The 26,409-nt window shown below is 31.5% G+C and carries 20 protein-coding genes; 10 read left to right on the top strand and 10 right to left on the bottom strand.

Annotated elements, in window-relative coordinates; translation table 11 throughout:
* The first annotated feature begins 35 nt into the window (after positions 1–35).
* The 3 genes from fsa to ACKTST_RS08835 all read left to right on the top strand — a co-directional run bounded on the left by fsa (position 36) and on the right by ACKTST_RS08835 (position 2,823).
* Positions 36–689 carry a fructose-6-phosphate aldolase gene (gene fsa / locus ACKTST_RS08845; RefSeq protein WP_408047399.1) on the top strand — a complete coding sequence of 218 codons (654 nt, stop codon included), beginning with the start codon at positions 36–38 and terminating at the stop codon, positions 687–689.
* A 69-nt stretch (positions 690–758) separates the two neighbouring features.
* Positions 759–2,411 carry a 2-succinyl-5-enolpyruvyl-6-hydroxy-3-cyclohexene-1-carboxylic-acid synthase gene (gene menD / locus ACKTST_RS08840; protein WP_408047398.1) on the top strand — a complete coding sequence of 551 codons (1,653 nt, stop codon included), beginning with the start codon at positions 759–761 and terminating at the stop codon, positions 2,409–2,411.
* Between the two features lies 1 nt (position 2,412).
* A complete protein-coding gene (locus ACKTST_RS08835) occupies positions 2,413–2,823 on the top strand; it encodes a S1 RNA-binding domain-containing protein (protein WP_408047397.1) in 411 nt (136 codons plus the stop codon).
* A 1-nt stretch (position 2,824) separates the two neighbouring features.
* On the opposite strand, the gene ACKTST_RS08830 is transcribed toward ACKTST_RS08835, so the two are convergent.
* A complete protein-coding gene (locus ACKTST_RS08830; protein WP_408047396.1) occupies positions 2,825–4,048 on the bottom strand; it encodes an alpha/beta hydrolase-fold protein in 1,224 nt (407 codons plus the stop codon).
* 94 nt (positions 4,049–4,142) lie between these two features.
* Here ACKTST_RS08830 and ACKTST_RS08825 point away from each other — a divergent pair, with 94 nt between their 5' ends.
* The 7 genes from ACKTST_RS08825 to ftsY all read left to right on the top strand — a co-directional run bounded on the left by ACKTST_RS08825 (position 4,143) and on the right by ftsY (position 8,937).
* On the top strand, positions 4,143–4,982 hold the full coding sequence (locus ACKTST_RS08825) for a 1,4-dihydroxy-2-naphthoyl-CoA synthase (protein WP_047790629.1): 840 nt from the start codon (positions 4,143–4,145) through the stop codon (positions 4,980–4,982).
* 91 nt (positions 4,983–5,073) lie between these two features.
* Positions 5,074–5,682 (top strand): fumarylacetoacetate hydrolase family protein, encoded by a 609-nt coding sequence (locus ACKTST_RS08820; RefSeq protein WP_408047395.1) that lies wholly within the window; start codon positions 5,074–5,076, stop codon positions 5,680–5,682.
* 36 nt (positions 5,683–5,718) lie between these two features.
* On the top strand, positions 5,719–6,963 hold the full coding sequence (locus tag ACKTST_RS08815) for a competence/damage-inducible protein A (protein WP_408047394.1): 1,245 nt from the start codon (positions 5,719–5,721) through the stop codon (positions 6,961–6,963).
* Between the two features lie 165 nt (positions 6,964–7,128).
* The gene (gene rpmB / locus ACKTST_RS08810) at positions 7,129–7,368 is read left to right on the top strand and encodes a 50S ribosomal protein L28 (RefSeq protein WP_408047648.1); all 240 of its coding nucleotides are present in this window, start codon (positions 7,129–7,131) and stop codon (positions 7,366–7,368) included.
* A gap of 28 nt (positions 7,369–7,396) precedes the next feature.
* On the top strand, positions 7,397–7,579 hold the full coding sequence (gene rpmG, locus ACKTST_RS08805) for a 50S ribosomal protein L33 (protein WP_057480125.1): 183 nt from the start codon (positions 7,397–7,399) through the stop codon (positions 7,577–7,579).
* A 27-nt stretch (positions 7,580–7,606) separates the two neighbouring features.
* Positions 7,607–7,759: a DUF4295 domain-containing protein gene (locus tag ACKTST_RS08800; protein WP_125068173.1), complete on the top strand. Its 153-nt coding sequence runs from the start codon at positions 7,607–7,609 to the stop codon at positions 7,757–7,759.
* Positions 7,760–7,983: 224 nt separating this feature from the next.
* The gene (gene ftsY / locus ACKTST_RS08795) at positions 7,984–8,937 is read left to right on the top strand and encodes a signal recognition particle-docking protein FtsY (protein ID WP_408047393.1); all 954 of its coding nucleotides are present in this window, start codon (positions 7,984–7,986) and stop codon (positions 8,935–8,937) included.
* A 231-nt stretch (positions 8,938–9,168) separates the two neighbouring features.
* Here the strand turns inward: ftsY and ACKTST_RS08790 are convergent, their stop codons facing one another.
* The 9 genes from ACKTST_RS08790 to ACKTST_RS08750 form a co-directional block, all read right to left on the bottom strand.
* A complete protein-coding gene (locus ACKTST_RS08790; protein ID WP_408047392.1) occupies positions 9,169–10,281 on the bottom strand; it encodes a serine hydrolase domain-containing protein in 1,113 nt (370 codons plus the stop codon).
* 233 nt (positions 10,282–10,514) lie between these two features.
* On the bottom strand, positions 10,515–12,503 hold the full coding sequence (gene uvrB, locus ACKTST_RS08785) for an excinuclease ABC subunit UvrB (RefSeq protein ID WP_408047391.1): 1,989 nt from the start codon (positions 12,501–12,503) through the stop codon (positions 10,515–10,517).
* A 42-nt stretch (positions 12,504–12,545) separates the two neighbouring features.
* Positions 12,546–15,260, bottom strand: a complete 2,715-nt coding sequence (locus ACKTST_RS08780) for a T9SS type B sorting domain-containing protein (RefSeq protein WP_408047390.1) — start codon at positions 15,258–15,260, stop codon at positions 12,546–12,548.
* Between the two features lie 82 nt (positions 15,261–15,342).
* A complete protein-coding gene (locus ACKTST_RS08775; RefSeq protein WP_408047389.1) occupies positions 15,343–19,302 on the bottom strand; it encodes a T9SS type B sorting domain-containing protein in 3,960 nt (1,319 codons plus the stop codon).
* 2 nt (positions 19,303–19,304) lie between these two features.
* Positions 19,305–22,157, bottom strand: a complete 2,853-nt coding sequence (locus ACKTST_RS08770) for a T9SS type B sorting domain-containing protein (protein ID WP_408047388.1) — start codon at positions 22,155–22,157, stop codon at positions 19,305–19,307.
* Positions 22,158–22,208: 51 nt separating this feature from the next.
* The gene (locus tag ACKTST_RS08765; RefSeq protein WP_408047387.1) at positions 22,209–23,057 is read right to left on the bottom strand and encodes an ABC transporter permease; all 849 of its coding nucleotides are present in this window, start codon (positions 23,055–23,057) and stop codon (positions 22,209–22,211) included.
* Positions 23,058–23,067: 10 nt separating this feature from the next.
* Entirely contained in the window at positions 23,068–23,964 is an 897-nt protein-coding gene (locus ACKTST_RS08760) for an ABC transporter ATP-binding protein (protein WP_408047386.1), read from the bottom strand.
* Positions 23,965–24,088: 124 nt separating this feature from the next.
* The gene (locus ACKTST_RS08755) at positions 24,089–24,787 is read right to left on the bottom strand and encodes a response regulator transcription factor (RefSeq protein ID WP_408047385.1); all 699 of its coding nucleotides are present in this window, start codon (positions 24,785–24,787) and stop codon (positions 24,089–24,091) included.
* Positions 24,788–24,798: 11 nt separating this feature from the next.
* Positions 24,799–26,367, bottom strand: coding sequence for a sensor histidine kinase (locus tag ACKTST_RS08750; protein WP_408047384.1), 1,569 nt, complete (start codon positions 26,365–26,367; stop codon positions 24,799–24,801).
* Positions 26,368–26,409 lie beyond the last annotated feature (42 nt).

Genomic DNA, 26,409 nt, shown 5'->3' with positions numbered 1-26,409 from the left:
TTGTTTATTTTGAACACAATTTTACACTATATATTATGAAATTTTTTATTGATACAGCTAACTTAGATCAAATTAGAGAAGCCCAAGCTTTAGGTATTTTAGATGGAGTAACAACAAATCCATCATTAATGGCAAAAGAAGGAATTACGGGAGAAAATAATATCATTAACCACTATAAGGCAATTTGTGAAATTGTTGATGGAGATGTTTCTGCCGAAGTAATTGCTACTGATTTTGATGGAATGATTAAAGAAGGTGAAGCATTAGCTGCATTACATCCGCAAATTGTGGTAAAATTACCTATGATTGCTGACGGAATTAAAGCGTGTAAATATTTTTCTGATAAAGGAATTAAAACAAACGTAACATTAGTGTTCTCTGCTGGTCAAGCATTATTAGCGGCAAAAGCAGGAGCAACGTACGTGTCGCCATTTATTGGCCGTTTAGATGACGTTTCTACAGATGGGTTACATTTAATCGAAGAAATTCGTACGATTTATGATAATTATATGTTCGATACTGAAATTTTAGCAGCTTCTGTGCGTCATACTATGCATATTATAGATTGTGCTAAAATTGGAGCTGATGTGATGACAGGACCTTTAAGTGCAATTTCAGGATTGTTAAAGCACCCATTAACAGATATCGGTTTAGAGAAATTCTTAGCAGATTATAAAAAAGGAAACTAATCAACGTAGTTGATTTTAAATATAAAATGTCATTTCGCTTTTCGAGATGACATTTTTTAGCTTACAGATATGTATCCAAAAAAAGAATTAGCACAATTAGTCATTTCAGGTTGTCATCAATACGCTATTGATACAGTTGTTATTTCTCCAGGATCAAGAAATGCACCGCTTACCATTGGTTTTTCAAATCATCCAGAGATAGAAACATTAAGTGTTGTAGATGAGCGTTGTGCAGCTTTTTTTGCGTTAGGTATCGCGCAGCAAAAAAGAAAACCAGTAGTAATTGTGTGTTCTTCTGGTTCAGCATTGTTGAATTATTATCCAGCAATTGCTGAAGCTTTTTACAGTAAAATCCCATTAGTGGTAATTTCTGCAGATAGACCAAAACACTTGATAGATATTGGTGACGGACAAACCATTCGTCAAGAAAATGTGTTTGAAAATCACATCCTTTTTTCAGCTAATTTAATTGAAGAAGAAAATCAGTTACAAAACAATTCGGAGTTGTTAGCAGAAGCATTACAAACTTCAATCAATAAAAAAGGTCCAGTTCATGTCAATGTTCCTTTTGATGAACCTTTATATGAAACGGTAGATAAACTAAAGCCTTTTGATTTAACAGACGTCATTGCGAGCGAAGCAAAGCAATCTGTATATATAGAAAAACTAACTTCTATTTGGAATTCTTCAACTAGAAAAATGATTTTAGTAGGAAGTAATTTCCCTGATGTTGAATTACAAGAAGTCTTATCACAATTTACTGAAGATGAATCGGTAATTGTGTTAACAGAAACGACTTCAAATCTATACCATCCAAAATTTATCAATAGTATTGATAAGGTGATTTTTCCATTGTCACTAGAGCAATTTGAAGTGTTTAAACCTGAGGTGTTATTGACTTTAGGAGGGATGGTGATTTCAAAAAAAATAAAACAATTACTTAGAAAATCACCGCCTAAACATCATTGGCACTTAGATGAGTTAAGCGCTATGGATACGTATCATTGCTTATTAGAATTTGTGCAAATGAATCCGGTTAAATTTTTATCAAGTTTACAGGATTCAAACGAGAAAACAGTTAGCGATTATCAACAAAAATGGCTAGAAGAAAAGAATAAAAGAGGGGATAAACACAAGATGTTTTTACAAAATTGTGAATATTCTGATTTAAAAGTATTTGAAATGGTTTTAGAGAGTATTCCAAGTGACTCTCAATTGCAGATTAGCAATAGTTCAACCATTCGTTATTCTCAATTATTTGATGTAAATGCTACTTTTCGGGTATTTTGTAACAGAGGAACAAGTGGGATAGATGGTAGTACAAGTACAGCAGTTGGTGCTGCTTTTGCTGATGAAAAACCAACGGTGTTTATTACAGGAGATTTAAGTTTCTTCTACGATAGTAATGCATTGTGGAATACTAATATTCCGAATAATTTTAGAATTATTATATTGAATAATGCAGGTGGAGGAATTTTTAGGTTTATTCCTGGTCCGTCAACCACAAATGCGACAGATTATTTTGAAACTCCGCATAACCTAACTGCAGAACATTTAGCGAAAATGTATGGTTTTAACTATGTTTCTGTTACTAATTTAGCAGAGCTAAACAAAGAGTTGAAAGGATTTTATACAGAATCAAATCAACCAAAAATAATGGAGGTTTTTACTCCGAAAGAAATAAATGACGTAGTTTTAAAGAACTATTTTAAAAATTTATAGAATGGAATTACAAGAAGGTGATAAGGTAGAGTTGGTAATTGGTGTACAAACAGCTTTAGGATATACAGTTTTAATTAATGAAGCGTATGAAGGTTTATTGTATAACAACGAAGTTTTTAGTGATGTTGAAGAAGGAATGCGAACTGTAGGATATGTAAAAAAGATTCGTGAAGATGAAAAGATTGATGTATCGTTACGTCCACAAGGTTTTAAAAATGTTATTGATACTGATGTAGATAAAGTTTTACAAAAACTTGAAGAAAAAGGTTTTTTACTATTGACAGATAAAAGCTCTCCAGAATCTATAAAATTTCACTTGCAAATGAGTAAAAAAGCATTCAAGAGAGCTATTGGCAGTTTGTATAAAAGTAAAAAGATAGAATTGCAAGAAGATAGAATAGTGTTAAAATAACCTATTCTTTATCTTCTTCTTGTTCCTCAATAATTTCTTCGTTACTATCTTTCTTTTTACTTCCCATTAAATCGTTTACACGTTTTATGTTTTCGTAAAAAGCATCGGCATTAGGATTGGACGGATCCATTTTTCCATAAGCTGCTTTGTAGTAAAAATCTGCTTTTTCATAATCTTTTCCCAATTCGTAATACATACCTACGTAATAATCTCCCATGTGAGAGTCTGGGTATTTTATCATAACAAAATCACCGAATACTCTAAGGTAATCTCCATCTTGTCTATCAATGACGATATCTTCAATAGCAAAAATATCATCTAAACGAACATTTAGGTTTGAACCGTATAAATATTGAATATCTAAGTATTTTTTCTCTACATATTTAATAGCGTCTAAAGGAGCTAAATCTTTTACGTTAGCTTCAAATTCTTCTTTGGTGATTTTTGAATACAAAGCAAACATTTTTGTAAATGCTCTTGGAATAGTTTCTCCAATAATTGATAAGTAACTAGGAGCGTTTTGAAATTTATCTTGGGTGAAATGAAGATTTTTCCCATCAAAAGAAGATAAATATGTTCCAATTTGATTGAATCTATCAGCTTGCTTAGAGTCGATAAATTTGTCATTGTTACTTAAATAAATAAAATAAGAATTATCAATTGACGCTAATCTTCCTAATGAATACGATTCAATAATATTAGGAGCAAATTGGGGAAATTCAGGTGTAATACAAATAAATGAGTTAAAAATAGGTTCTTGGTCTTTTAAATAATGTGTTATAAAATTTGCAGCTTTACCTTCACCAGCAATAGTCATAAAAGGAGAAGTTCTAAAATTACCTTCCATAAAAGGAATCAATTCATGTTTTATAAAGTTGTAAAAATGAACAGCAGAACTTGTTAACGCGTTGTTTGCAGGAATTATAGAAATATCGTTACCATAAGTTTCCTTCATGTCTATTCCTACCGCTATTTGTCTTGGAGCTTTGTCAACATTAGCAAATAGTTTTGCATTCCCAACATATAAATCGAAAAGATACTCATCACCTAAAACAATTGCTAAAGGATAGTTTGTGGTTTCGTCTGTGTCATAACCTTCAGGAATGTAGATTTTTACATTTCTTCCGTCTTTAAACTCTTTTGAGTTTACTTTTTGTGTGATTACTTTTTGCGAAAAAAGACTTGTGCTAATAAATATGGTGAATAATAAAAATGCGTGTTTCATATTAGGGATAAATTATATCATTCAAATATAGAAAAGAAAAATAAAGTTATTGTGTTATTTTTGTACAACTAAATAACGACAATATTTTAAAATTATGATACAACCAGACTGGAAAGTTGCTAAAGAATATGAAGATATTACTTATAAAAAATCACATAATGTTGCAAGAATAGCATTTAATAGGCCAAATGTGCGTAATGCGTTTCGACCAAAAACTACGTCTGAGTTGTTAGATGCTTTTCACGATGCGCATGAAGACACCAATATTGGAGTTGTTTTATTATCCGCAGAAGGACCATCAACGAAAGATGGTGTTTGGAGTTTTTGTTCAGGAGGTGATCAAAATGCACGTGGTCATCAAGGATATGTTGGAGATGATGGATATCACCGTTTAAATATTTTAGAAGTACAGCGTTTAATACGTTTTATGCCAAAAGCAGTAATTTGTGTAGTTCCAGGTTGGGCAGTTGGTGGCGGACACAGTTTACACGTAACTTGCGATTTAACCTTGGCAAGTAAAGAACATGCTATTTTTAAGCAAACCGATGCTGATGTAACTTCGTTTGATGCAGGATATGGTTCGGCATATTTAGCTAAAATGGTGGGGCAGAAGAAGGCTAGAGAAATTTTCTTTTTAGGAAGAAATTACTCTGCACAAGAAGCCTATGAAATGGGAATGGTAAATGCTGTAATTCCTCATGATGAATTAGAACAAACAGCTTTTGATTGGGCACAAGAAATATTAGCTAAATCCCCTACATCAATTAAAATGTTAAAGTTTGCAATGAACTTAACTGATGATGGAATGGTAGGTCAGCAAGTATTTGCAGGAGAAGTTACTCGTTTAGCGTATATGACTGATGAAGCGAAAGAAGGTCGTGATGCTTTCTTAGAAAAACGTAAGCCTAACTTCCCAAAAACTTGGATACCTTAAAATTAACTTAATCATTGCGAGGAAGAATGACGAAGTAATCTCTTCTTAAAGATTGCTTCACTTTGTTCGCAATGACGTCTTATTTTATAGAATGAAAATAATTTGTATCGGTCGCAATTACGCGAAACATATAGAAGAATTAGCTAATGAAAAGCCAGAAAATCCAGTGGTGTTTTTAAAACCAGATTCAGCTATTCTTCCAAAGAAAATGCCTTTTTTTATTCCACCTTTTTCAAATGATGTACATTATGAAGTTGAGGTATTGGTAAAGATAAATAAAGTAGGAAAACATATTTCTCCAAAATTTGCCCATAAATATTACGATACTATTGGTTTGGGAATTGATTTTACTGCACGTGATGTACAAGCACAATGTAAAGAGAAAGGATTACCTTGGGAAAAAGCCAAAGCTTTTGACGGAAGTGCAATAGTGGGGGAGTTTTATCCGAAGGAAGAATTCGATTTAGAAAATTTATCTTTTCAGTTGCAAAAGAATGATGTGGTGGTGCAAGATGGAAACACCTCAAGTATGTTGTGGAAGATAGATGAATTGGTAAGTTATGTATCACAATATTTTACCTTAAAAAAAGGAGATATCATTTTTACAGGCACACCTGCTGGAGTTGGTAAAGTAGCTGAAGAAGATATATTAACAGGAATTATAGAAGGAAAACAAGCTTTTCAAATTAAAGTAAAATAAAATATCCCGCTTAGGCGGGATTCTTTTTTCAAAAATATGAACGCAGAAATAATCACCATAGGAGATGAAATTCTTATCGGTCAAATTGTAGATACCAATTCGCAATGGATTGCCATTGAATTAAATAAAATAGGAGTATCTGTTTATCAGATAACTTCTATTCAAGATGAAAAGCAGCATATCTTAAATGCGTTAAAAGAAGCAGAAAGTAGAGCGGATATTGTAATTATTACGGGAGGTTTAGGTCCAACCAAAGACGATATCACTAAAAAAACAATCGCTGAATATTTTAAGGATGATGAAATTATAGAATATCCAGAAGTGATTGATAATATTAAATATCTATTTAAAAAAGTAAATCATCCTTTTAATGAAGTACAACGATATCAGGCGCAGTTACCTTCTAAAGCTACTTTATTAATGAACCGTTTAGGAACCGCACCAGGAATGTGGTTTTATGAAAGTGATACGGTTTTTGTTTCCTTACCTGGAGTTCCGTATGAAATGAAAGGATTGATGAAGTATGAAGTATTACCTAAGCTTCAAGAACAATTTCAATTACCTTTTATTATGCACAAAACAGTGTTAACAGTTGGTACAGGTGAAAGTGTTATTGCAGAACGAATAGCTGTTTGGGAAGAAAATTTACCAAAGTTTATAAAGTTAGCTTATTTACCATCATTTGGTAAAGTTCGTTTGCGTTTAACAGCCAAAGGAACTGATAAAAAAGTGTTAGAAGTTGAGTTGTTAAAACAATTATCGATACTTCATGAATTAATACCAGATATTATTGTTGGTTACGAAGAAGAGACTTCTTTAGAAAAGAAAGTAGGGGAGTTGTTACGTCAACAAGGAAAAACATTAGCAGTAGCTGAAAGTTTAACGGGAGGGAAAATAGCTTCAACCTTAGTGTCTGTTCCAGGGGCTTCTAGTTATTTCATTGGTGGATTTATTACCTATACAGCAATGTTAAAAGAACAGTTATTGGGAGTTTCGAAAGAAGCAATTAGTCAATTCACGGTGGTAAGTAAAGAAGTTGCGAAAGAAATGGCTAAAGGATGTTTAGAAAAACTACAGTCTGATTACGCAATTGCAGTAACAGGAAATGCAGGTCCTACTACCGATCATAACGACAAGAGTGTGGGCTTGGTATATATTGCGATTGCCAGTAAAGAAGGAGTAGAGGTGTATGACTTTAATTTTGGACAGCCTAGGGAAAAAGTAATCAATAGAACAGTGACAAAATCTTTAGAAATTTTACAAGCTGTTTTATTAAAATAATTAGTATTTTTGCCGCCGTTACGCTTCCAAATAGGTTAGATGCTGAACCTAAGTTTTGAACGGATTAAAATAATTTAAAATTTAATCGAGAATATTTTTGTGCAATAAATTAAAATGCATAAATTTGCACCTCGTTTAGAAATAACACTAAAAACTGTCAAGAAGATGTCTAGAGTTTGTGAATTAACAGGTAAAAAAGCGATGGTAGGTAACAATGTATCTCACGCTTTAAATAGAACTAAAAGAAGATTTAACGCTAATTTAATGACTAAGCGTTTTTATATTCCAGAAGAAGATAAATGGGTAACTTTAAAAGTATCTGCTTCTGCATTAAAAAATATTAATAAAAAAGGAATCTCTGCTGTTATTAAAGAAGCAAGAGCTAAAGGTTTCTTAACTAAATAATTCCTTACTTAGATAAAATTTTAGAGAGATGGCAAAAAAAGGAAACAGAGTTCAAGTAATTTTAGAATGTACTGAGCATAAAGCTACTGGGCAACCAGGAACTTCTCGTTATATTACAACTAAGAATAAAAAAAATACTCCTGATAGAATGGAATTAAAGAAATTTAATCCAATCTTAAAGAAGATGACAGTTCATAAAGAAATTAAATAATAAGCTACGGCGTAAATTTTATATAAAATGGCAAAGAAATCAGTAGCATCGTTACAAACAGGTTCGAAAAGATTAACCAAAGCTATCAAAATGGTAAAGTCTCCAAAATCAGGAGCTTATACATTTGTTGAAGCTATTATGGATCCTACACAAGTAAATGACTTTTTAGCAAAAAAGTAATTCTTGTATACAGTTTAAAGAAAAGCTACTTTCTAACGGAAGTAGCTTTTTTTATGTGTTAAAAAACTGTATTTTTGGGCGTTACCCTTCGGGTAGGGTTTTTGTGCTACACGGTAGCTAGCTGCAAACCCTAACGCGAGATGTAATCGTTAAAATGACATTATGACCGCATTTAAAAAGTGGTACAATTTTTAACGTATACCAAACGATTATAAAAAGTATACATGAGTTTTTTTAAAAAAATCTTTTCAAAAGAGAAAAAAGAAACCTTAGATAAAGGTTTAGAAAAAACCAAAACCAGTTTTTTCTCAAAATTATCAAAAGCAGTAGCGGGTAAAGCAAAAGTTGATGACGATGTACTTGATAATTTAGAAGAAGTACTAGTATCGTCTGATGTTGGAGTAGATACTACGTTAAAAATTATTGAGAGAATAGAAGAACGCGTTGCTCGAGATAAGTATTTAGGAACTGATGAACTAAATCAAATTCTTAGGGAAGAAATAGCTGGCTTACTATCAGAAACGAATACAGGTGATGAAACAGAGTTTACTGTTCCTGAAAACAAGAAACCTTATGTATTAATGGTTGTGGGAGTAAATGGAGTTGGAAAAACAACCACGATTGGTAAGTTAGCTTCGCAATTTAAAAAACAAGGATTAAAAGTAGTGTTAGGAGCTGCAGATACCTTTAGAGCAGCAGCGATTGATCAACTACAAGTTTGGGCAGATAGAACAGATGTTCCTATTATAAGACAAGAAATGGGGTCAGACCCTGCATCTGTGGCATTTGACACCGTACAGTCGGGAGTTAACCAAGATGCTGATGTTATTATTATTGATACCGCAGGTCGTTTGCATAATAAAGTTAATTTAATGAATGAGTTAACAAAAATTAAACGTGTAATGCAAAAAGTAATTCCTGATGCACCGCATGATGTATTGTTAGTATTAGATGGTTCTACAGGACAAAATGCTTTTGAACAAGCAAAACAATTTACCAAAGCAACCGAAGTAACCTCATTAGCTGTAACCAAATTAGACGGAACAGCAAAAGGTGGAGTAGTTATCGGTATTTCTGACCAGTTTCAAATTCCTGTAAAATATATTGGTGTTGGTGAAGGAATTGACGATTTACAGGTTTTTAATAAACACGAGTTTGTAGATTCGTTTTTTAAATAGAGAATATGTCATTCCTGAGAATTCAGGAACATGACAACAAAAAACTCCTCATTTACTGAGGAGTTTTTTGTTGTGTTTAATAAATGTTTCGCTATCGGTTTTGTGTAAGCGTCAGTAACGGGAAAATGCGCGATTATTTTCCGTTGACGCACAAAAGATAGCAAAAACGTGTTGAATTTCCGATTGAGAAATTCAGCCGTTATTGGGCTTACACGTTGTTGTAGCAAGTTTTTATTCTCCGATGCTTAATTTCCGAAGTAGTGAATTTGACCTCAAATCTAAATTCGTATTACCAAAATTATAATTTCGCATTAGAATTACTCCATATTCGCTATCTTTTTCATACTCGAAATGAGCTGTATATCCAGCATTGGAACCTGCGTGTCCAACTGTATTTATTCCTTGGTCTGAATATAAATCGAAGCCAAAACTGTAATTAGACCTTAACCTTGTTGTTGGTGTTTGCGTTGTTTGTAATAATGTAATATTGTTTTCGTTCAATAAATCGTAATATCCCATACAAGCTTTCATAAATTTAATCATATCGCTTGGTGTTGAGTAAATACCACCATTAGGTATTCTGTATCCAACTTCTTTATGTTCATTTTTCGGTCTTTCGAAATTAAGTTCTGCAGTTGGTCCGCCTGCCATTCCATTTGCTAAATTTTCTTTTTGGTCTTCTGGAACTTGAAAATAAGTATTGTTCATTTTTAAAGGTCTGAAAATCTTTTCTTGAACCAACTCGATATAAGGTTTGTCAGCGGCTTTCGAAAGTGTTAAACCTAAAATAGCAAACCCAACGTTTGAATATCCAAATCTTTCTCCAGGTTTTGAGCGAAATGAGGTTTCAGAAATGGCTTTAATTAGGTTATTTTCCCATTCATCGATTTTTCCAAAACGTACATTTTCATCTCGACTTCTCGATTCCCTATCTAATCCTGAAGTATGAGTTGCTAATTGTTTTAATGTAATAGGCGAATACTTATCGTAGTCAACTAATGATTTAATTTCTGGTAAATATTTTTCAACAGGGTCATTTATATCGAGTATTCCCTCTTGTTGAAGTTGCAACATTAAAAATCCAGCAAATGATTTAGATATTGAACCAATTCTAAAAATTGTGTTATTATCAGCATTTCCGTATGATTTCAATGCTAGAATCGAATCTTTATGAATTATTGCGAAAGAAAAACTACCGTCAATGTTATCATCTTTAACATCACTTTCCACTAATTCGATAAAGTTTTCTATTATATCATTTTTAGTTTGTATTTGGTTTTCTTCTTTTTGAGTATTACAGCTAGATATTATCAAAGCAACTGCTAATGGTAGAATTCTTTTCATAATTTGATTGATGTTAAATTTTTTCTTGGTTATAGAAATAAAAAAACACCAATAAGGTGTTTAACTTTATTTACTCTACAAATGTAGAATAAAATTTGATTTCTACAAATGTAGAGTGTGGTTTTTTTCAAATGTGCTACAACGGTTAAGATATCCGTCGTTTTAATGAACTGATATCGTCCGATAGCGAAGTTAACTTTTTAAAACTTAAGAATCAAACCAAATTTTTTAAGTTACAATTTTTCTTTTAAAACTTCAATCTCATCACGTAATTGCGCAGCAGCCATAAAATCTAACGCTTTGGCAGCTTCTTCCATTTGTTTGCGTTTGTCGCGTATGCGTTTTTCTATTTCTGTTTTTGGTAAGTACTCTAAATCTTGTTCAGCAGCTTTTTGTGTTGCATTATCGTAATGATATGAGGTAATTGCCGATTTAGATAAGGTATTGTCTATCTTTTTATTGATTTGTGTTGGAGTAATTCCGTTTGCGGTATTGTAATTAATTTGTTTTTCGCGTCTGCGAGTGGTTTCATCTATGGTAAGTTGCATACTGTTGGTAATTTTGTCAGCATACATAATAGCTTTACCATTTACGTTACGAGCTGCTCTACCAACGGTTTGTGTTAACGATCGGTGCGAACGTAAAAAACCTTCTTTATCGGCATCTAAAATAGCAACTAACGATACTTCAGGTAAATCAAGACCTTCACGAAGTAAATTTACTCCAATCAATACATCAAATAAACCTTTACGCAAGTCTTGCATAATTTCTACACGTTCTAGAGTGTCAACATCCGAATGAATATAGCGACAACGCACTTGAATTCGAGTTAAATATTTAGCCAATTCTTCTGCCATTCGTTTAGTTAAAGTGGTAACCAAGGTACGCTCGTCTTTTTCCACACGGATTTGAATTTCTTCAATTAAATCATCAATTTGATTTAAACTTGGGCGGACTTCAATTTCTGGATCTAACAATCCAGTAGGTCGAATTACCTGTTCAACAAATAAACCTTCGGTTTTTTGTAACTCATAATCAGCAGGAGTTGCAGATACGTAAATCACCTGGTTTTGCAACGCTTCGAATTCTTCAAATTTTAACGGACGGTTGTCCATCGCAGCAGGTAAACGGAATCCGTATTCTACCAAATTCTCTTTTCTACTTCTGTCCCCACCATACATGGCATGTACTTGAGGTACGGTTACATGGCTTTCATCAATAACCATTAAATAATTATCAGGAAAATAGTCTAACAAACAGAAAGGTCTAGTTCCCGCTTCACGACCATCTAAATAACGAGAATAGTTTTCGATTCCAGAGCAATAGCCTAATTCACGAATCATTTCTAAATCGAATTCAGTACGTTCTTGTAAGCGTTTTGCTTCTAAATGTTTTCCGATTTCTTTAAAATAATCGACTTGTTTTACCATATCATCCTGAATTTGATGTATGGCATTTTGTAATACATCAGGAGAGGTAACAAACAAATTTGCAGGATAAATATTTAATCTGTCTAAACGGTCAAGAACCTGATTACTTTCAATATCAAACGTTTCAATTTCTTCAATTTCATCACCAAAAAAATGAATGCGATATCCATTTTCTCCATAAGACGGATAAATAGTAACCGTATCTCCTTTTACTTTAAAGGTTCCGCTTTTTATTTCGGTTTCGGTGCGAGCGTACAAACTCGTAACGAGTTGATGTAAAAATTTAGTACGAGAAATTTGTTGTTCAACTTCAATCGTAATAACATTCTTTTTAAACTCTGTAGGATTTCCAATACCGTACAAACAAGAAACCGAAGCAACCACCAATACATCTCTACGACCAGAAAGTAGGGAAGAAGAGGTGCTAATTCGTAAGCGTTCAATTTCATCGTTGATTGATAAATCTTTTTCAATATACGTTCCTGTAACAGGAATGTAAGCTTCGGGTTGATAGTAATCGTAATAGGAAACAAAATATTCCACCGCATTATTCGGGAAAAACTGTTTAAACTCTGAATATAACTGAGCTGCCAAGGTTTTGTTATGCGCTAAAACCAAGGTAGGTCTATTTACCTGAGCAACTACATTGGCAACCGAAAAGGTTTTACCAGAACCGGTAACTCCTAGTAAAGTTTGAAACTTTTCTCCTTCTATAATAGCGTTAGCTAGTTGGTTGATAGCTTGAGGTTGGTCTCCTGTTGGTTTAAATTCTGATTCTAATTGAAAATCCATAAAAACAAAAATACGGATAGATTTTTTTTATTCAGAAGTAGTTTAGTCTCTTTTTAAAGTAAAATGTCCTTTTTTATCAATAATGTTATTGTTGAGATCTTTTAGTTTAGCATGGAACCAATAATCGTTAGAAGGTAAAAGTTTACCGTTTAAAGAGCCATCCCACCCAATTTCTGCATTGGTGTCGTTTAAAAAATAAATTATTTTACCGAACCTATTAAAAACCTTAATGTCTATTTGCTTAAAAAAAGTTGAACTAACACCGTAAACTTTCCATAAATCGTTAACTCCATCATTATTTGGAGTTAAAAATTTAGGAAAACCAATAATGCTAGCGGATGTTGTAATTGAAGGTTCGCATTTATTAAGGTCTTTGATATAAATAGTAGCGATTCCTGGTTGAACATTTGCGAAGGAATGTGATGTTCCGTTTCCTGTAAAATTTATATTATCTAAAGAATATTCATAATTACTATTACCATCAATGTTGATTGACACAGTGTTTTCTAATTCATTTACAACATTTACATCTACAGATTCAACTTTTGCAGGAGGAGGGTAATTAACAGTAAAACTTTTGGAGTTTGAACATTCTATTCCGTTAAGTGTTTTGTAAACTGTTAAGGAAAAATTCCCTTCTCTTGTTAATGTGTAATTATTATTAGTACTTAAAACCTTGTTGTTTTCGTCTTTCCATTCAAAATGATCGTTTGAAGATTCAGCTGTTAATGTAATTGGAGGGTGACTGGAAGGGTTTATACAAATAGTATAATTATCTTTTAAGTTTATCTTTGGAGAATTGACAATTAAATCAAAAGATTCAATTCCGCTACATTCATCAGAATTGTCAATTCTAACCCAAATCTTTGTGCTACTAGAGATAAAAGAATTATTAAGTTTATTTTTTTTTGTTTGTGCATTTTCAAGTGTTTGGTAAAATGAAATTAAATAAGATTCAGGCAGATTTAGATAGAGTCTAATCTCTTCTTTTTTTTGTTTAAGATTAAATAAAGCTAATCCGTCGTTTAAAATATCGTTAGAATTTTCACACATGGTTAAAGAAGATATTTTAGTAGAATTAAAATAGTTAGACTCTATTTTAAAGTTACTAATAGAATAGCAATTTCGGGAGTTAATAACTCTTATATAAATAGTTTGAGGATTCGATTTGCTTGTGTAAGATTCAGGTTTTTGAATTCTATTACTATCTAATTCAGCGTCCTTTAATGTTTCATAAAATAAATAGTTAAATTCTCGACTATTAGCATTAGAAATTTTATTAGAAATTGTGAATAAGTTAAAATAATCTACACCGTCATTATTAACATCACATTGGGTTAGTTTTTGATTTTCTTTTAATTCTGGAAGAGGAAAAACAATAATCTCTTTATATAGAGTTATGATTTTATCTTTAATTGACGCCTCAACTTTAACTAAATATTTTCCAGGTGAGTTATATTTGTGAGAAGGAGTAATTTCATTACTTTGGTTACCATCCCCAAAATCCCAAAAAAGAGGGGTTATGTCGGAGTAGGAATCGATAGAAAACTCCGCTTTATTATTAAGACAAACATCATTTGTTACAATTCTCGTCCTAAAATAAGATTGAATAAAATTCGGAAGACCAATTGAAACATAGTTGTAGTTCAGAGTTGTTTTTTCTGAAGAAAACTCGCAATCTGAACCTAATTTTTCTGGAGATATTATTTCTGAAAGGGTATTAGTTTGATTATTTTCTGTAAAGTTTGTTACATATATTTTACCATTTTTTGCTAATTGTAAAGATGAAAAATCACCAAGCTTATTATTGATTATTATTGTTTTAGTTGGTTCAAAGGTTTTTTTTATTTTTTTTTGAAATATGTAATTTACACCTTGGTTATTACCTGTGTAATATACAAATTCAGAATCATTTGAAAATTCAACTGAATATGGTTTTATATGACCTTTATCTTTATCATCATCGATGAAGCTATTGTCACCTATAGCAGTCTTTAAATATTCGCCATTAGTAACTTCGCCAGTTTCATTATTAAAATCATATAAATGTACACCTTGAGAATAATTAGCAGAAATAAGTTTTTTACCATTTGGTGAAAATTTTAAAGCTCCTCTTGCATCTGATATATTATCGTGTATTGTGTTAGAAATTATTGGAGTTGAAAGACCTGTTGAGTTTAGTTTGATACAAAAGAATTTATTGTAAAACTTTGAATCATCGCTTTTGTAATTAGTAATTATCCATATATCCTTACCGTTAGCATGATGAACAGCAGAAATTTTTTCAGCGGAGTTACTTGTTAATAGATTATTAGAGGAAATAACACCTCCATTGCCTCCGTTTAATCTTTTACTTATAATGGTATAGTAAAAACCAGGTTCAATTGAAAAAAAAGGATTATTAATTTGTTTTGTAGTTGTAAAAAGGTAGATTATGTCATTATTTTCAGGATGAGGGATAAATATTGAGTTCTGTGAAAATAGAGGATAACCTGCAGTAGGAAAAGCATCGTCCATAAACTCTCCATTTTTATTATATATGGAAAAACCATTAGAATAAAATAATAGATTACCATTATCATCTGAAATTGTACTACAGCCATTTTTAGTAAACATTTTACTATTATTTAGCTCTTGAGGAGTATAATCCTGAAAATTAAGTGCAGATTTATAACCAAAGTACCAATTATTGGTTTCTCCTTGGGAGAAACACATAAGAGAAAAAAATAGAAGAATTATACATGTTAACTTATTCATAGCTAGTTAATTTGATTGAAAGCTAATTTACAAAAAAACGAATAACATTAATGTTATTCGTTTTTCCAAATTAGCTTAAAACTTATTTTCTTATCAAAGAGAAATGACCTTGATGTTGGTGTAGTTTTCCTTTTCTGTCTACTAATTGAATTTTAAACCAGTAATCAGATGAAGGGAGAGGTTTACTGTTATAAATTCCGTTCCATCCTTCTCCATCTATAGGAAATGTTCCTACTACTTTACCATGACGATCAAAAATATAAATACTGCTTGATGGAAAAAAGTTAGAGTTAGCACCTTTTATTCTCCAAGTATCATTATCTCCATCGCCATTAGGAGTTATAAATTTAGGGTATTCGATTACTGAAACATCAATAGTTGCATTTGGTTGGCAACCATTTTTATCTTGAATAACAATTGTATAAATCCCTCCTTTTATATTTTCAAAAACAGCTTCATCTTGGAAAGGTGTTTGATTTTCATATTCATCAATTAGAGAGAATTCGTAATTTCCAATACCAAGATTGTTATTTTCTGTAATTATAGTAATAGAATAATTGTCTAGTCTACTGTTATTTGTGTCATCAACTATAACAATATCATCAGTGTTTATAGTAGGTTTTTCAGAAGGGTCGACATGTATATCTCTTCTTCTTTCACAATTAGTGCCATTGGTAGTTGTAGCAACTACATAATAATCGCCAGCTTCGGCAACATCATAAAAAATATCGGTACTTCTAACATTAGTAGGATCACCGTTTTTATACCATTTATACGTATAGGTTGCTGCTGGATTTAAAGCTTCTAACCTTACTTGTTCACCTAAACAAACAATAACAGGTGTATTAACCGTAAAATCAGGTAATGGGTTTATAACAATATTAAAGCTTAAATCATCATTTATACATGTTGTTTTCTTGTTTTGAACCCTAACATAAATAGTTTGGTTGGTTGTTGTATTTTCATATTGATTTTCATTTAACGGATTATCTCCAGTTTGAGCATCAGTGAGGGTTTCATGAAAAGTTACTGTAAAGTTACTGTGTTCAGATGTTGGATAATTAACTAGTATTTCAGGAATTTTAGCACTTAATGTAATATCTCCGTTAATTCCGTTTGTATCATCGTTAGAAGAATCGTTAGTATTATCACAATTGGTATAATCAGTAATATTTATAGGAAGAATAGGTTCAGGATAGGTAACTATAGTTATAGTAGCTAAACCGTACCTACATTGAGTAGTCGTGTTAAGTACGCTTATCCAAAGAACTTCTGTATGAGGAGCATCTATACCAGATCCTGCTGGAGGAGGTGTTGAGTACGTAGGATTGTTAGCGTAATTGTTTTTTGATAAAGGAAATGTTCCATCAATAGCGTTTTGCCTTGTTCTATGGTAAGTTACACTATACATGTTAGGGTCTCTTCCGTCTAACACATCAACATCTCTTTGTGATAAATCAATATTCTGAGCAAGTCCATTAATTGAACTTCCGTCTGAACCATCATCACATACCTCAATATTTGGTATTGGTTTAGTAATTATTGGTAGCGGATTAATTATGATATCAAAAGAAGTATGATCATTAAAGCAACCAGTAGTATTATTAACTACTCTAACATAAATGGTTTCTTTATCTCTTGTTTGATTTGTATAACTATCATCATTAGCTATGGGATTATTACCTGTGTTTGCATCATTTGAAGAAGTATGGAAAGTCACGGTATAATCCGCAGAATTTTGCGTTCCTAAAATACTAGTTGCTTTACTTCTTAAATCTAAATTAATATTTATTCCGTCATCATAAGCACCGCTATCAAAATCATCACATTGTTCAATTGGAGAAACTGTATTAGCAATAGGAGGTTGTTGCGCCCAAATAGTAAAATCACCTATTCCTTGGCAATCATTATTTGTTTTATCTATAACCTTAATGTATAATGATTGTGGAGTAGTAGCAGGAACGTTCTTGTTCCTATAATTAGTAAGGTTTGTAATTTGATTTTGAACCGCGTCTCTATCAGCTATGGTTTCAAAGATTAAAACATCTAAATTAGGTCTGTTAGCAATAGGAAAAAGGTTTTTTACCTCCGTAGGTACATCACTTATATCAAAATTTGTAATACCATCGGTATCATTATTGTTTGTAGTTTTATTTCCGTCACTATCTAAGAAATCATCACATTCTTCAAACTGACGATTATAAGTAATATCTGCGGCGAAACCAACAATAATATTTATTTCAGATACACGGTAACATCCTTTGTTAGAAATTGTACGAGCCCAAAATTTATCTCCATGAGTTACAGGGTGTGCTGTTGTATTAGTAATTTCATTAGTGTCGTTATTAGCATCTAATAGAGAAGGGTAATATTTAAAAGTTTCATTAGCAGAGTTATTTGAAATGCTAATTTCTGCTAAAGTAAGGTTTATGGTTGTGTTTAAATCTGCGTCAGTATCACATTGCTTTAATGTAACTATTGGGTTTGCTATAATTGGCAAAGGATTTACAACTAAGTCTAAAAATCTAGTAACGTCATTACATGCAGGATTATTCTTATTTTCAACCCTAACAAACACTCTTTGTGAATTTACAGATGTGTTTGTGTAAGGTGCGTTTTTATCTATAACATCGGTGTTTTTATCAGTTTGAGCTCCTGATAATGAGGTGTGATAGGATACTTCGTATAAGTTTGGATCTAAAGCATCAAGAATTTCAGAGTCTTTGCTATTTAAGATAAAATTATTGAATATTCCATCGGTATCACTTCCAGAAACAGTATCATCACACACATCGTATGGCAACGGTTGTTTTGGAGTTGGTAATCCTGTAACTGCAAGTGTGAATGTTTTAACATCATAACAAGCATTAGGAGCTACTTTATTATGCATTCTAGCATATATCGTTTGATTACTAAACGGAGTAGGGTTGGTATATGGATTAGTAATAGCGTTCGCAGTGTTATTACCATCTGCATCAGCTTGTGTTAAATAATAGACTACTTCAAAAATAGCTGGGTCTTCACCGTTTAAAATTTGTGGTGTAACGGTTGATTGTAAATCAAAAACATTTAAACCATCATTGTCAGTATCACAAAATAAAATATTGTTTGGTTGGTTAATTGTAGGAACCTTTAAAAAGGTTATTACTACTTCGTCTTCACCAGTACTTCCTGTTACGGTATCTGTAATTTCAACTTTATAGGTTCCTGAAATATTATTAGATATAGTTAAAGAAGAGGATGTTTCACCTGGTATAGTATTGAATCCGCTTCCAGAGTCTACAGACCAAGAATATTCAAGAGGGTTTACAGAATTAGTTGTGGTTGTGATAGTTACCGTTTCGCCTTCACATTTAGTTTGATCAGGTCCTAATTCGCCAGCGACAATGGAACAGTCAGTCGTTCCAGAGTTAGATTGATTAAAGTTGGATTGCTGAAGTTTTATTTTACCAGATTCACCAGAATAATTAGTAACTAAAAGAATATAGAATTTACCGGCTTGTGCATTTGGTATAGTGAAGCTTTCTCTGGTATTTCCACTATAACTACAATCTATAATATTAGAGTTATCATTATCATTAATATAAAAATTAGGAGAAGCAACGTTGTCAACACAAGCAATTGGGCTTCCTCCAAGGTCAAAACATTGTCGAGATAATGAGTTACAATTAGAATCAGGTGTATCAAAAGGTCCCCAAGCAATGAAATCAACATCAAGTTCCCTTTCTCCAATAGGAACGTTTCCATTACTGTCAAAATTGGTAGCTTGAATAATTTCAAAGTTTAAATTACCAGTAGATTGGACTTTAATAAAAAACCAAGCAGGGTTAGGACTATCGAATAAACATCCGTAACTACCAATAGAAGGTGTGTTAATAACGTTGTCAAAAATTTTAATTCCATTATTATCAGAACACATAGGCTCTAAGGAGCTACATGTAGAAGACCCGTTTTGTGAAAATAAATTAGTACTAGAGTTAAGAATAAGTATATATAGAAATGTTTGTCTTATTAGGTTTAAAAATAATGAGGTTTTTTTCATAGTTATTTTCTTAATAAAGTAAAGTGTCCGGTTTTTTTACGAATTTTTTTGTTAATATCTAATAGTTCTGCATTATACCAATAATCGTTTGTTGGTAAAATGGTACCATTATAGATTCCATTCCAACCAGGGTGATTTTTATCAGTTATTTCATTTATTAATTTTCCGTGTCTATCAAAAATTTGGACTTTTACGAGTTGGTAATAATCATTATCAACGCCTAAAACTCTCCAAGTGTCATTTTTCCCATCTCCATTTGGTGTAAAATGACGTTGAAAATAAATAGTTGAAATTTGATTAGAGGTTACTATTCCACAACCATTACGATCTCTAATGGAAATAGAATTTAGACCTGGAGGAATATTTGTGAAAGTATAGTTTAAGTTTTCATCTCCTTTTACAAAATCACTCAAATTAGTGCTGTTCAAAGCGTATTCATAGTCTCCGATACCTTCAACAGTAACTTCAATTTTATTGTTGTCTAAATTATCTTGATCGTCAACCGATTTAATGTTAACAATTAATGCTTGGTTAGATTCTTTTACAATAAATGTATTATAGCCAAGACATGGAATATCAATATTTGGATGTTTTCTGTATGCTTCAACTTTATATTCTCCAGCCGAATTAGCATTATAAGCTGCTGAATTTGCTCCAATAATCAAAGAACCATTTAAATACCATTTGTATATATCCGAAGAGTTACCTGTATCTGCATTTAAGGTAATCGTGTGTGGTTGTGGTGTTAACCTTGGATTGTCTACACAGAGTATAAGCCCTTCTAAGTTACCCTGTGGTTCAGGAATTTTTTCAACAAAGATTTTAAAATTACCAACGGCTTCACAAGAGTTAGCTCCTTTATTTGAAATTCGAACAAAAACATCAGAATTATTGATGAATATATCATCTTCATATGGAGGTAGAATTTGATTTACTTGTAAAGAAGCATCTTCTGTTGTTCTATAATATTGAAAATCATGAGAGGTTTCAGATAATGCACCATCCGAATTACTTATTATTTGTTGAGTTTTAATAGAAAAGTCAAAATAGCTATTGTTTGAACCAGTACTAAATTTTGCATTTGGAATCGTAGCATTCTCATCAAGTTCGCAAACATATTCGTCGCTGTAGGATGTTAAGCCTGTAGGATTAACTTGTAAATTGATTACATCTGTTTGGTAGCATTTTGTAGTGTTATTAGTTATTTTGACGGTTACTGAATGGTTGGTTGCAATTGTATTTGTATAATTGTTTTTATTTAGTGGTGTAGAAAAACTACTATCAGAATTTTCAAAAAACTCTATAGTTAAGTCGGTAGAGTTGTTTACTAAATCAGCTTCAAGTAATTCAAGGTTAAAAGAAGTAAATCCGTCTATTGGATTACTATCGAAATCACATTGAACGTATGTTGAAATTGTGTTTATAACAGGTTTAGGTTCGAAAGTAATTTGAACTTTACCTGTGAAAGTTTTTTTACATTCACTAGCTGATTCAATTTTTACTTCATACAGTCCACTTCCATGATTTGTGTTGTCAACTGTTAAGCTTCTAGTAGAAGCTATTTGAGTACCATCTTTAAACCAAGTATATGTGTCTAAAGGATCATTTTTTTCAGGTTCTATAGTATATGAGTCACCAATACAAAATACTTGATTACTGTTGTTTAACACCTCATTAGTAGCTATGTTAATTAGTTTAACGGGAGCAAAAAATGATTGAATAAACGGTGGAAGCCCTTGTGAAGAAATTTTACTTCCTAAACTTACAGCATTGGAAGTGAAACGAATATCAGAAGCATTATCTTCTGGGTTTTCAATTGCTCCTAAATATGATTTCCCTGGGATAGAAGCATATATTCTTCCATCAATACCTAATTGAAGAGCTCCTCTAAAACCAGATTCACTCCATACTTGAGTTTTTGTTTGTGCTATATCTCTATCTAGCAAATCATATTGAAAAATTCTAAAAGAATTACTGTCAGGATGGTATAATGAAGAATATAGTTTTGTTGATTGTTGCGAGAATTCTACTCCATATGGAGCTCCATCTGAAGAACCATTAGTTAAAATTTCTCCGTTAGAAGTGATTTTTCCTGTTGAGTTATCAAAATTAAATAAAACTAAACGACCGCTGCCATCGCTTGTATAATCGGCTAAGGCAACTTTAGTTCCATCTGGAGATACTTTTAAGTAACCTCTTTTGTCTGATAAAAAATAGGAAGAGGCAGAAGTAATAGGATTAGAAAAATCTACACCTGTTTTATCAATCTTATATGCATAAAAAGTATTTTGAACTATGGATAGAACCCATATTTCAGAACAGTCTTTACCTTGTACAGCTGTAACTTTTTCAGACCATGAAAAATCTTTTCCGTCAGCTAAATTTATTGGGCCAGAAATAATTTCTCCTCCTGTGCCTTTAGAAACATCAATTGTATAAAAGTTAAATCCTGGATTATTGGGGTAGCCACTACCTGTTCCAATAAAATTTGTTCCTACAGTAAAAATGTAATAAATATTACTATCCTCAGGATTTGGGACTATTAATCCTGATTGAGTACTTGATGGATTACCTTGTAAATTATTAGCTAACCTACCATCTGAGTATTTCATTAACTCATGGTTTTTTGTCCACACATTTATTCCATCAGAATAGAATAATAAGTTTCCGTTTTCATCAGAAATAGTAGAACATCCTTCATCAGTATTTAATAAACCATCATTTAATGCTACTGGTGTTCCTGAATTAAAATCAATACCTGCATTCCTTCCAAAATACCAAATATTAGCCTCTTTTTGGCTATAAAGTGAAATAGAAGTTATAATACAAAGAGCAAACAATAGTTGTTTTATCATCTATGAAAAGTTTTATCTAAATAATAAAACAACTAAAGTACATAAAACCCTCTATAAATCTCGTTTTTTTAACAAAGCATATGATGAATAAATAAAAATTGTAGTCCAAACTAATACGATTACCACGTTAAGAACTCCTACAGAGTAGTCTTTTGTGAAATTTTCTCCGATTTGACTTGCTACAGATTTAACAGCACCTAATCTAGAAAAAGGTTCCTTAATTAAATTTGCCATCGCTTCTAAAGGAAAAAACTGCATAATAGAACTAACAGCTTCATCAATTCCTGTAGTAATATTTCTGTAATTCCAGTATAAAAGTCCTTTGATAATACTCTCAATAATTAACCAAACAATCATTGCAGCAACAGCAAATGCTGAGCGTTTAATTAAAATTCCTAAAAATAATCCAAAGGAAAAGAAGCCTACTAATTTTATGAAGAATGCGAATAGATATTCCAAATTGGAAAAAATAATAGAAATTTCATTGAAATCAGAATAAATTAAACCTAAAACTAGTGAAACTCCAAAAACAAAAATTGTAGAAACTGCTGAAAAAACAATAACTGTATAGAATTTTGAAAGGATGAATTCTTTTTTACTTAATCCATCAATTAAATTTTGCTTTAAGGTTTTATAACTGTATTCATTTGACATCATTGATACTATTACCAACAATAAGAAAAACTTAAAAATAGCAGCCATATAGGTGTTAAAATGCCATATGTAAGGAAAGTTGAAAATTCCTTGATCTGCTAAGTGAAATTTGATTGGACCTATATCAAACTTAATTGCAGCAATAAGCGCAATAGAAGTTAAAAGCCCGAAGTATATAATTGAAAGAACTTTACTTGCTCTGTTGTGCCTAAGCTTGTGAAATTCGATTTGTATTAATCGTAACATAAATATGAGGTTAGTTGTTGTTGGTTAAATCTAAAAATTGTTGCTCTAAACTTGGTTTACGCTTTACTAAATGAGAAAGAGATACATCGTTATCAAAAAGGAATTTGTTAATTTCAGAAGCGGTTAATTCTGTTGCTAAATTGGCAACAAGAATTCCGTTTTCTTCTTTAATATTTCCAATAGCTGTGTGATTTTCTAATAACTGTATTAATTTTTCTTGATTTTCAGCTTGAAGTTCAAAAAATCCGTTAGAAGCAGTCATTTCATCAACACGACCACTGTAAAGTTTTACTCCGTTTCTAATAACTACAACGTGAGAGCAAACTTTTTCAACTTCATCGAGTAGGTGAGAAGCTAATAAAATTGTGGTTCCGTTTTTAGCTATATCTTTAATTATTTGACGAATTTCATGAATCCCTTGAGGATCTAATCCGTTAGTAGGTTCATCTAGAATTAAAATTTCTGGATCGTTTAATAGGGCAGAAGCTATTGCTAAACGTTGCTTCATTCCTAAAGAGTAAGTTTTAAATTTACTATTTCTACGATCGTAAAGATTTACAACTTTTAGTTTTTCTTCAATTTTATCTTTTGAAACACCTTTTATTTTACAAATAAGTTCTAAGTTTTGAACGGCAGTCATGTAAGGATAAAAGTTAGGACGCTCGATAATAGCCCCTACTTTTTTTAATGCTTCATGTGTTGACAACTTCCCGTCGAACCAGCTAAAGTTTCCTGAGGTTTTATTAACTACATTTAAAATAATACCTAAAGTGGTAGATTTTCCACTTCCGTTCGGTCCTAAAATTCCGTAAACATTTCCTTTTTGAATATCAAAAGAAAGATTGTTTACCGCATGAACTTTTCCGTATTTTTTATCGAGGTTTTGAATAGATAAAATTGTTTCCAAGCTTTTTTGGTTTTGTTGATTATATATATTTGACGACTGATATAAATTATTGTTACAAGGTATAAAAAAAGAAAAGACTTTCTTTTTAAAGAAAGTCTTTTGATATGATTGTGTTTTTTTACTCTTATTTATTGTCTATTAGTCTAAACCCTTCACCATGAATGTTTAAAATTTCAACATCTTCATCACTTTTTAGGTATTTACGAAGTTTAGCAATATAAACGTCCATACTTCGAGAAGTAAAGTAGTTGTCATCTCTCCATATTTTAGTTAATGCCAATTCACGAGGCATTAAATCGTTTTTATGAATAGCTAACATTCGTAATAATTTACTTTCTTTTGGTGATAATTTTTGAGCTTCACCACCTTTGTATGATAAATGACGAAGTTTAGAGTTGAAGTCAAATCCTCCAATTTTAAATTCAAACTCATCGCTATCATTTGTCTTTTCAGTTTCTTTACGTTGTAATATTGCTTTGATTTTGTGTAATAAAACTTCAGAATCGAAAGGTTTATTCAAATAATCATCAGCACCAACTTGATATCCTTTTAAAACATCTTCTTTTAATGTTTTAGCAGTTAAGAAAATAATTGGAATTTCTTTGTTTGTAGCACGAATGTCTTCAGCTAAAGAAAAACCATCTTTTCTTGGCATCATTACATCTAAAATACATAAATCGTATTCTGCATTTTTAAACATAATTAAACCATCTATTCCGTCTTTAGCATGTGTAACATTGTAATCGTTCAATGCTAAATAATCTTTTAGAACTGTTCCGAAGTTTGGATCATCTTCTACTAATAGTATTTTTTTACTTCCCATTTCTTAATCTTTTATATTAATGGTAATTTAACTGTAAACGTGCTTCCTTTGCCTTTCTCACTCTCAACATGAACGGTACCGTGGTGGTTGTCTATAATCTCTTTTACATAAGCTAAACCTAGTCCGTGTCCTTTCACATTGTGAATGTTTCCTTTGTGTTCTCTATAAAATTTATCGAACACATATTTTTGAGCATTTCTACTCATTCCTATACCTTCATCTTTTATCTTAAAGATAAAGTATTTATTTGTGTTTTCAGTAAAAACATCAATTTTAGGGGCTTTTTCTGAATATTTTAATGCGTTTTCTAACATGTTAACCACCACATTTGTAATATGGAATTGATTTCCTAATATTTCTGTTGAAATAGCTTCGAAATGTGTGGTAACACTTCCTTTTTTATCGTCGGTTAATAGTTGAATATGCTCAATTGCTTCTTCTATAATGTCGTGCATATCAACTGCATCCTTACTAATATCAAGCTGATTTTTCTCAAGTCTTGAAATTCGCAATACATTTTCTACCTGACCGTGCATTCGTTTATTTTCATCACGAATCATTTGCACGTACCTTTTTATTTTTTCTTCGTCTGATATGATTTTTGGGTTTTTAATTGCATCTAAAGCAAGATTAATAGTTGCAATAGGTGTTTTAAACTCATGTGTCATATTATTAATGAAATCTGTTTTTATTTCAGAAATCTTTTTTTGACGTATTAACTGATATAATGATGTTGAAAAAGCAGCAATGATAATTCCTATAAAAAATAAAGAAAGTATCAGTACCTTCATCATTCCTGATAATAAATTTTTACGTTCGTTTGGAAACTTAATGTATAGCTTGTACTTGCTGTTTCCTTCATCATCTTCAAGCAACGGATAGTTGATGTCTTCTGGTTGAATATTGAAATATCCTGATTTTAACTGTGTTGCTAATCCGTCTTCATAAACAACGTATTTAAAGTCTTGAGTTATGTTCATTCTAGCAAACTCTTCTTTTAATCTGTTGTTTAGCTCTTTATTACTAATTCGTTGATGAATTGGAATAAAAATATTTTTACTCTGACGGAAAGCACGTGCAATTTCTTTATTATTCCATGAAGAATAATCTCTAAAAATTGAATAACGACTTTCGTTTACTGAAGATTTAAAATCTTGATTACTAGATTTCATTATTTGAGAAAACATAATGTCTTCTTTACCAGAATAACGTTTCATGATAATAGAATCGTTATCTACAAACTCACCTGGAAGTTTTATTCTTTCTTCTAAAATTGAGCTTCCAAAGGTAAATTTAGTCTTGCTAGCTGTATCAATTTGTTGAAATAAAAATGTTTTTAATTCAGCATCAGTTCTAAACTTATTATTTTCAAAGAACTCTTTATAATTCTGCGCAAACTCGTTGTACTCTCTTTCTTTAATATTCTCAGAGGTGCGAGCTAAAGCAATGGTTACATTATTCTTAAATTGTTCTTGTTTATTTTTAATGGCATCTTTAATCCAGTACACCTGAACTGAAATAATTCCTATTAAAGAAATACTCATTAAAATAACAATGAGAATAAAAATTTTCTTACCCATTATTCAAAAATAAATTAATAAAATGTAGGCGTATAATGTTTT

This window comes from Tenacibaculum crassostreae, from assembly GCF_964512405.1.
GTDB lineage: Bacteria > Bacteroidota > Bacteroidia > Flavobacteriales > Flavobacteriaceae > Polaribacter > Polaribacter crassostreae.
This window is presented reverse-complemented; position numbering and strand designations above follow the sequence as displayed.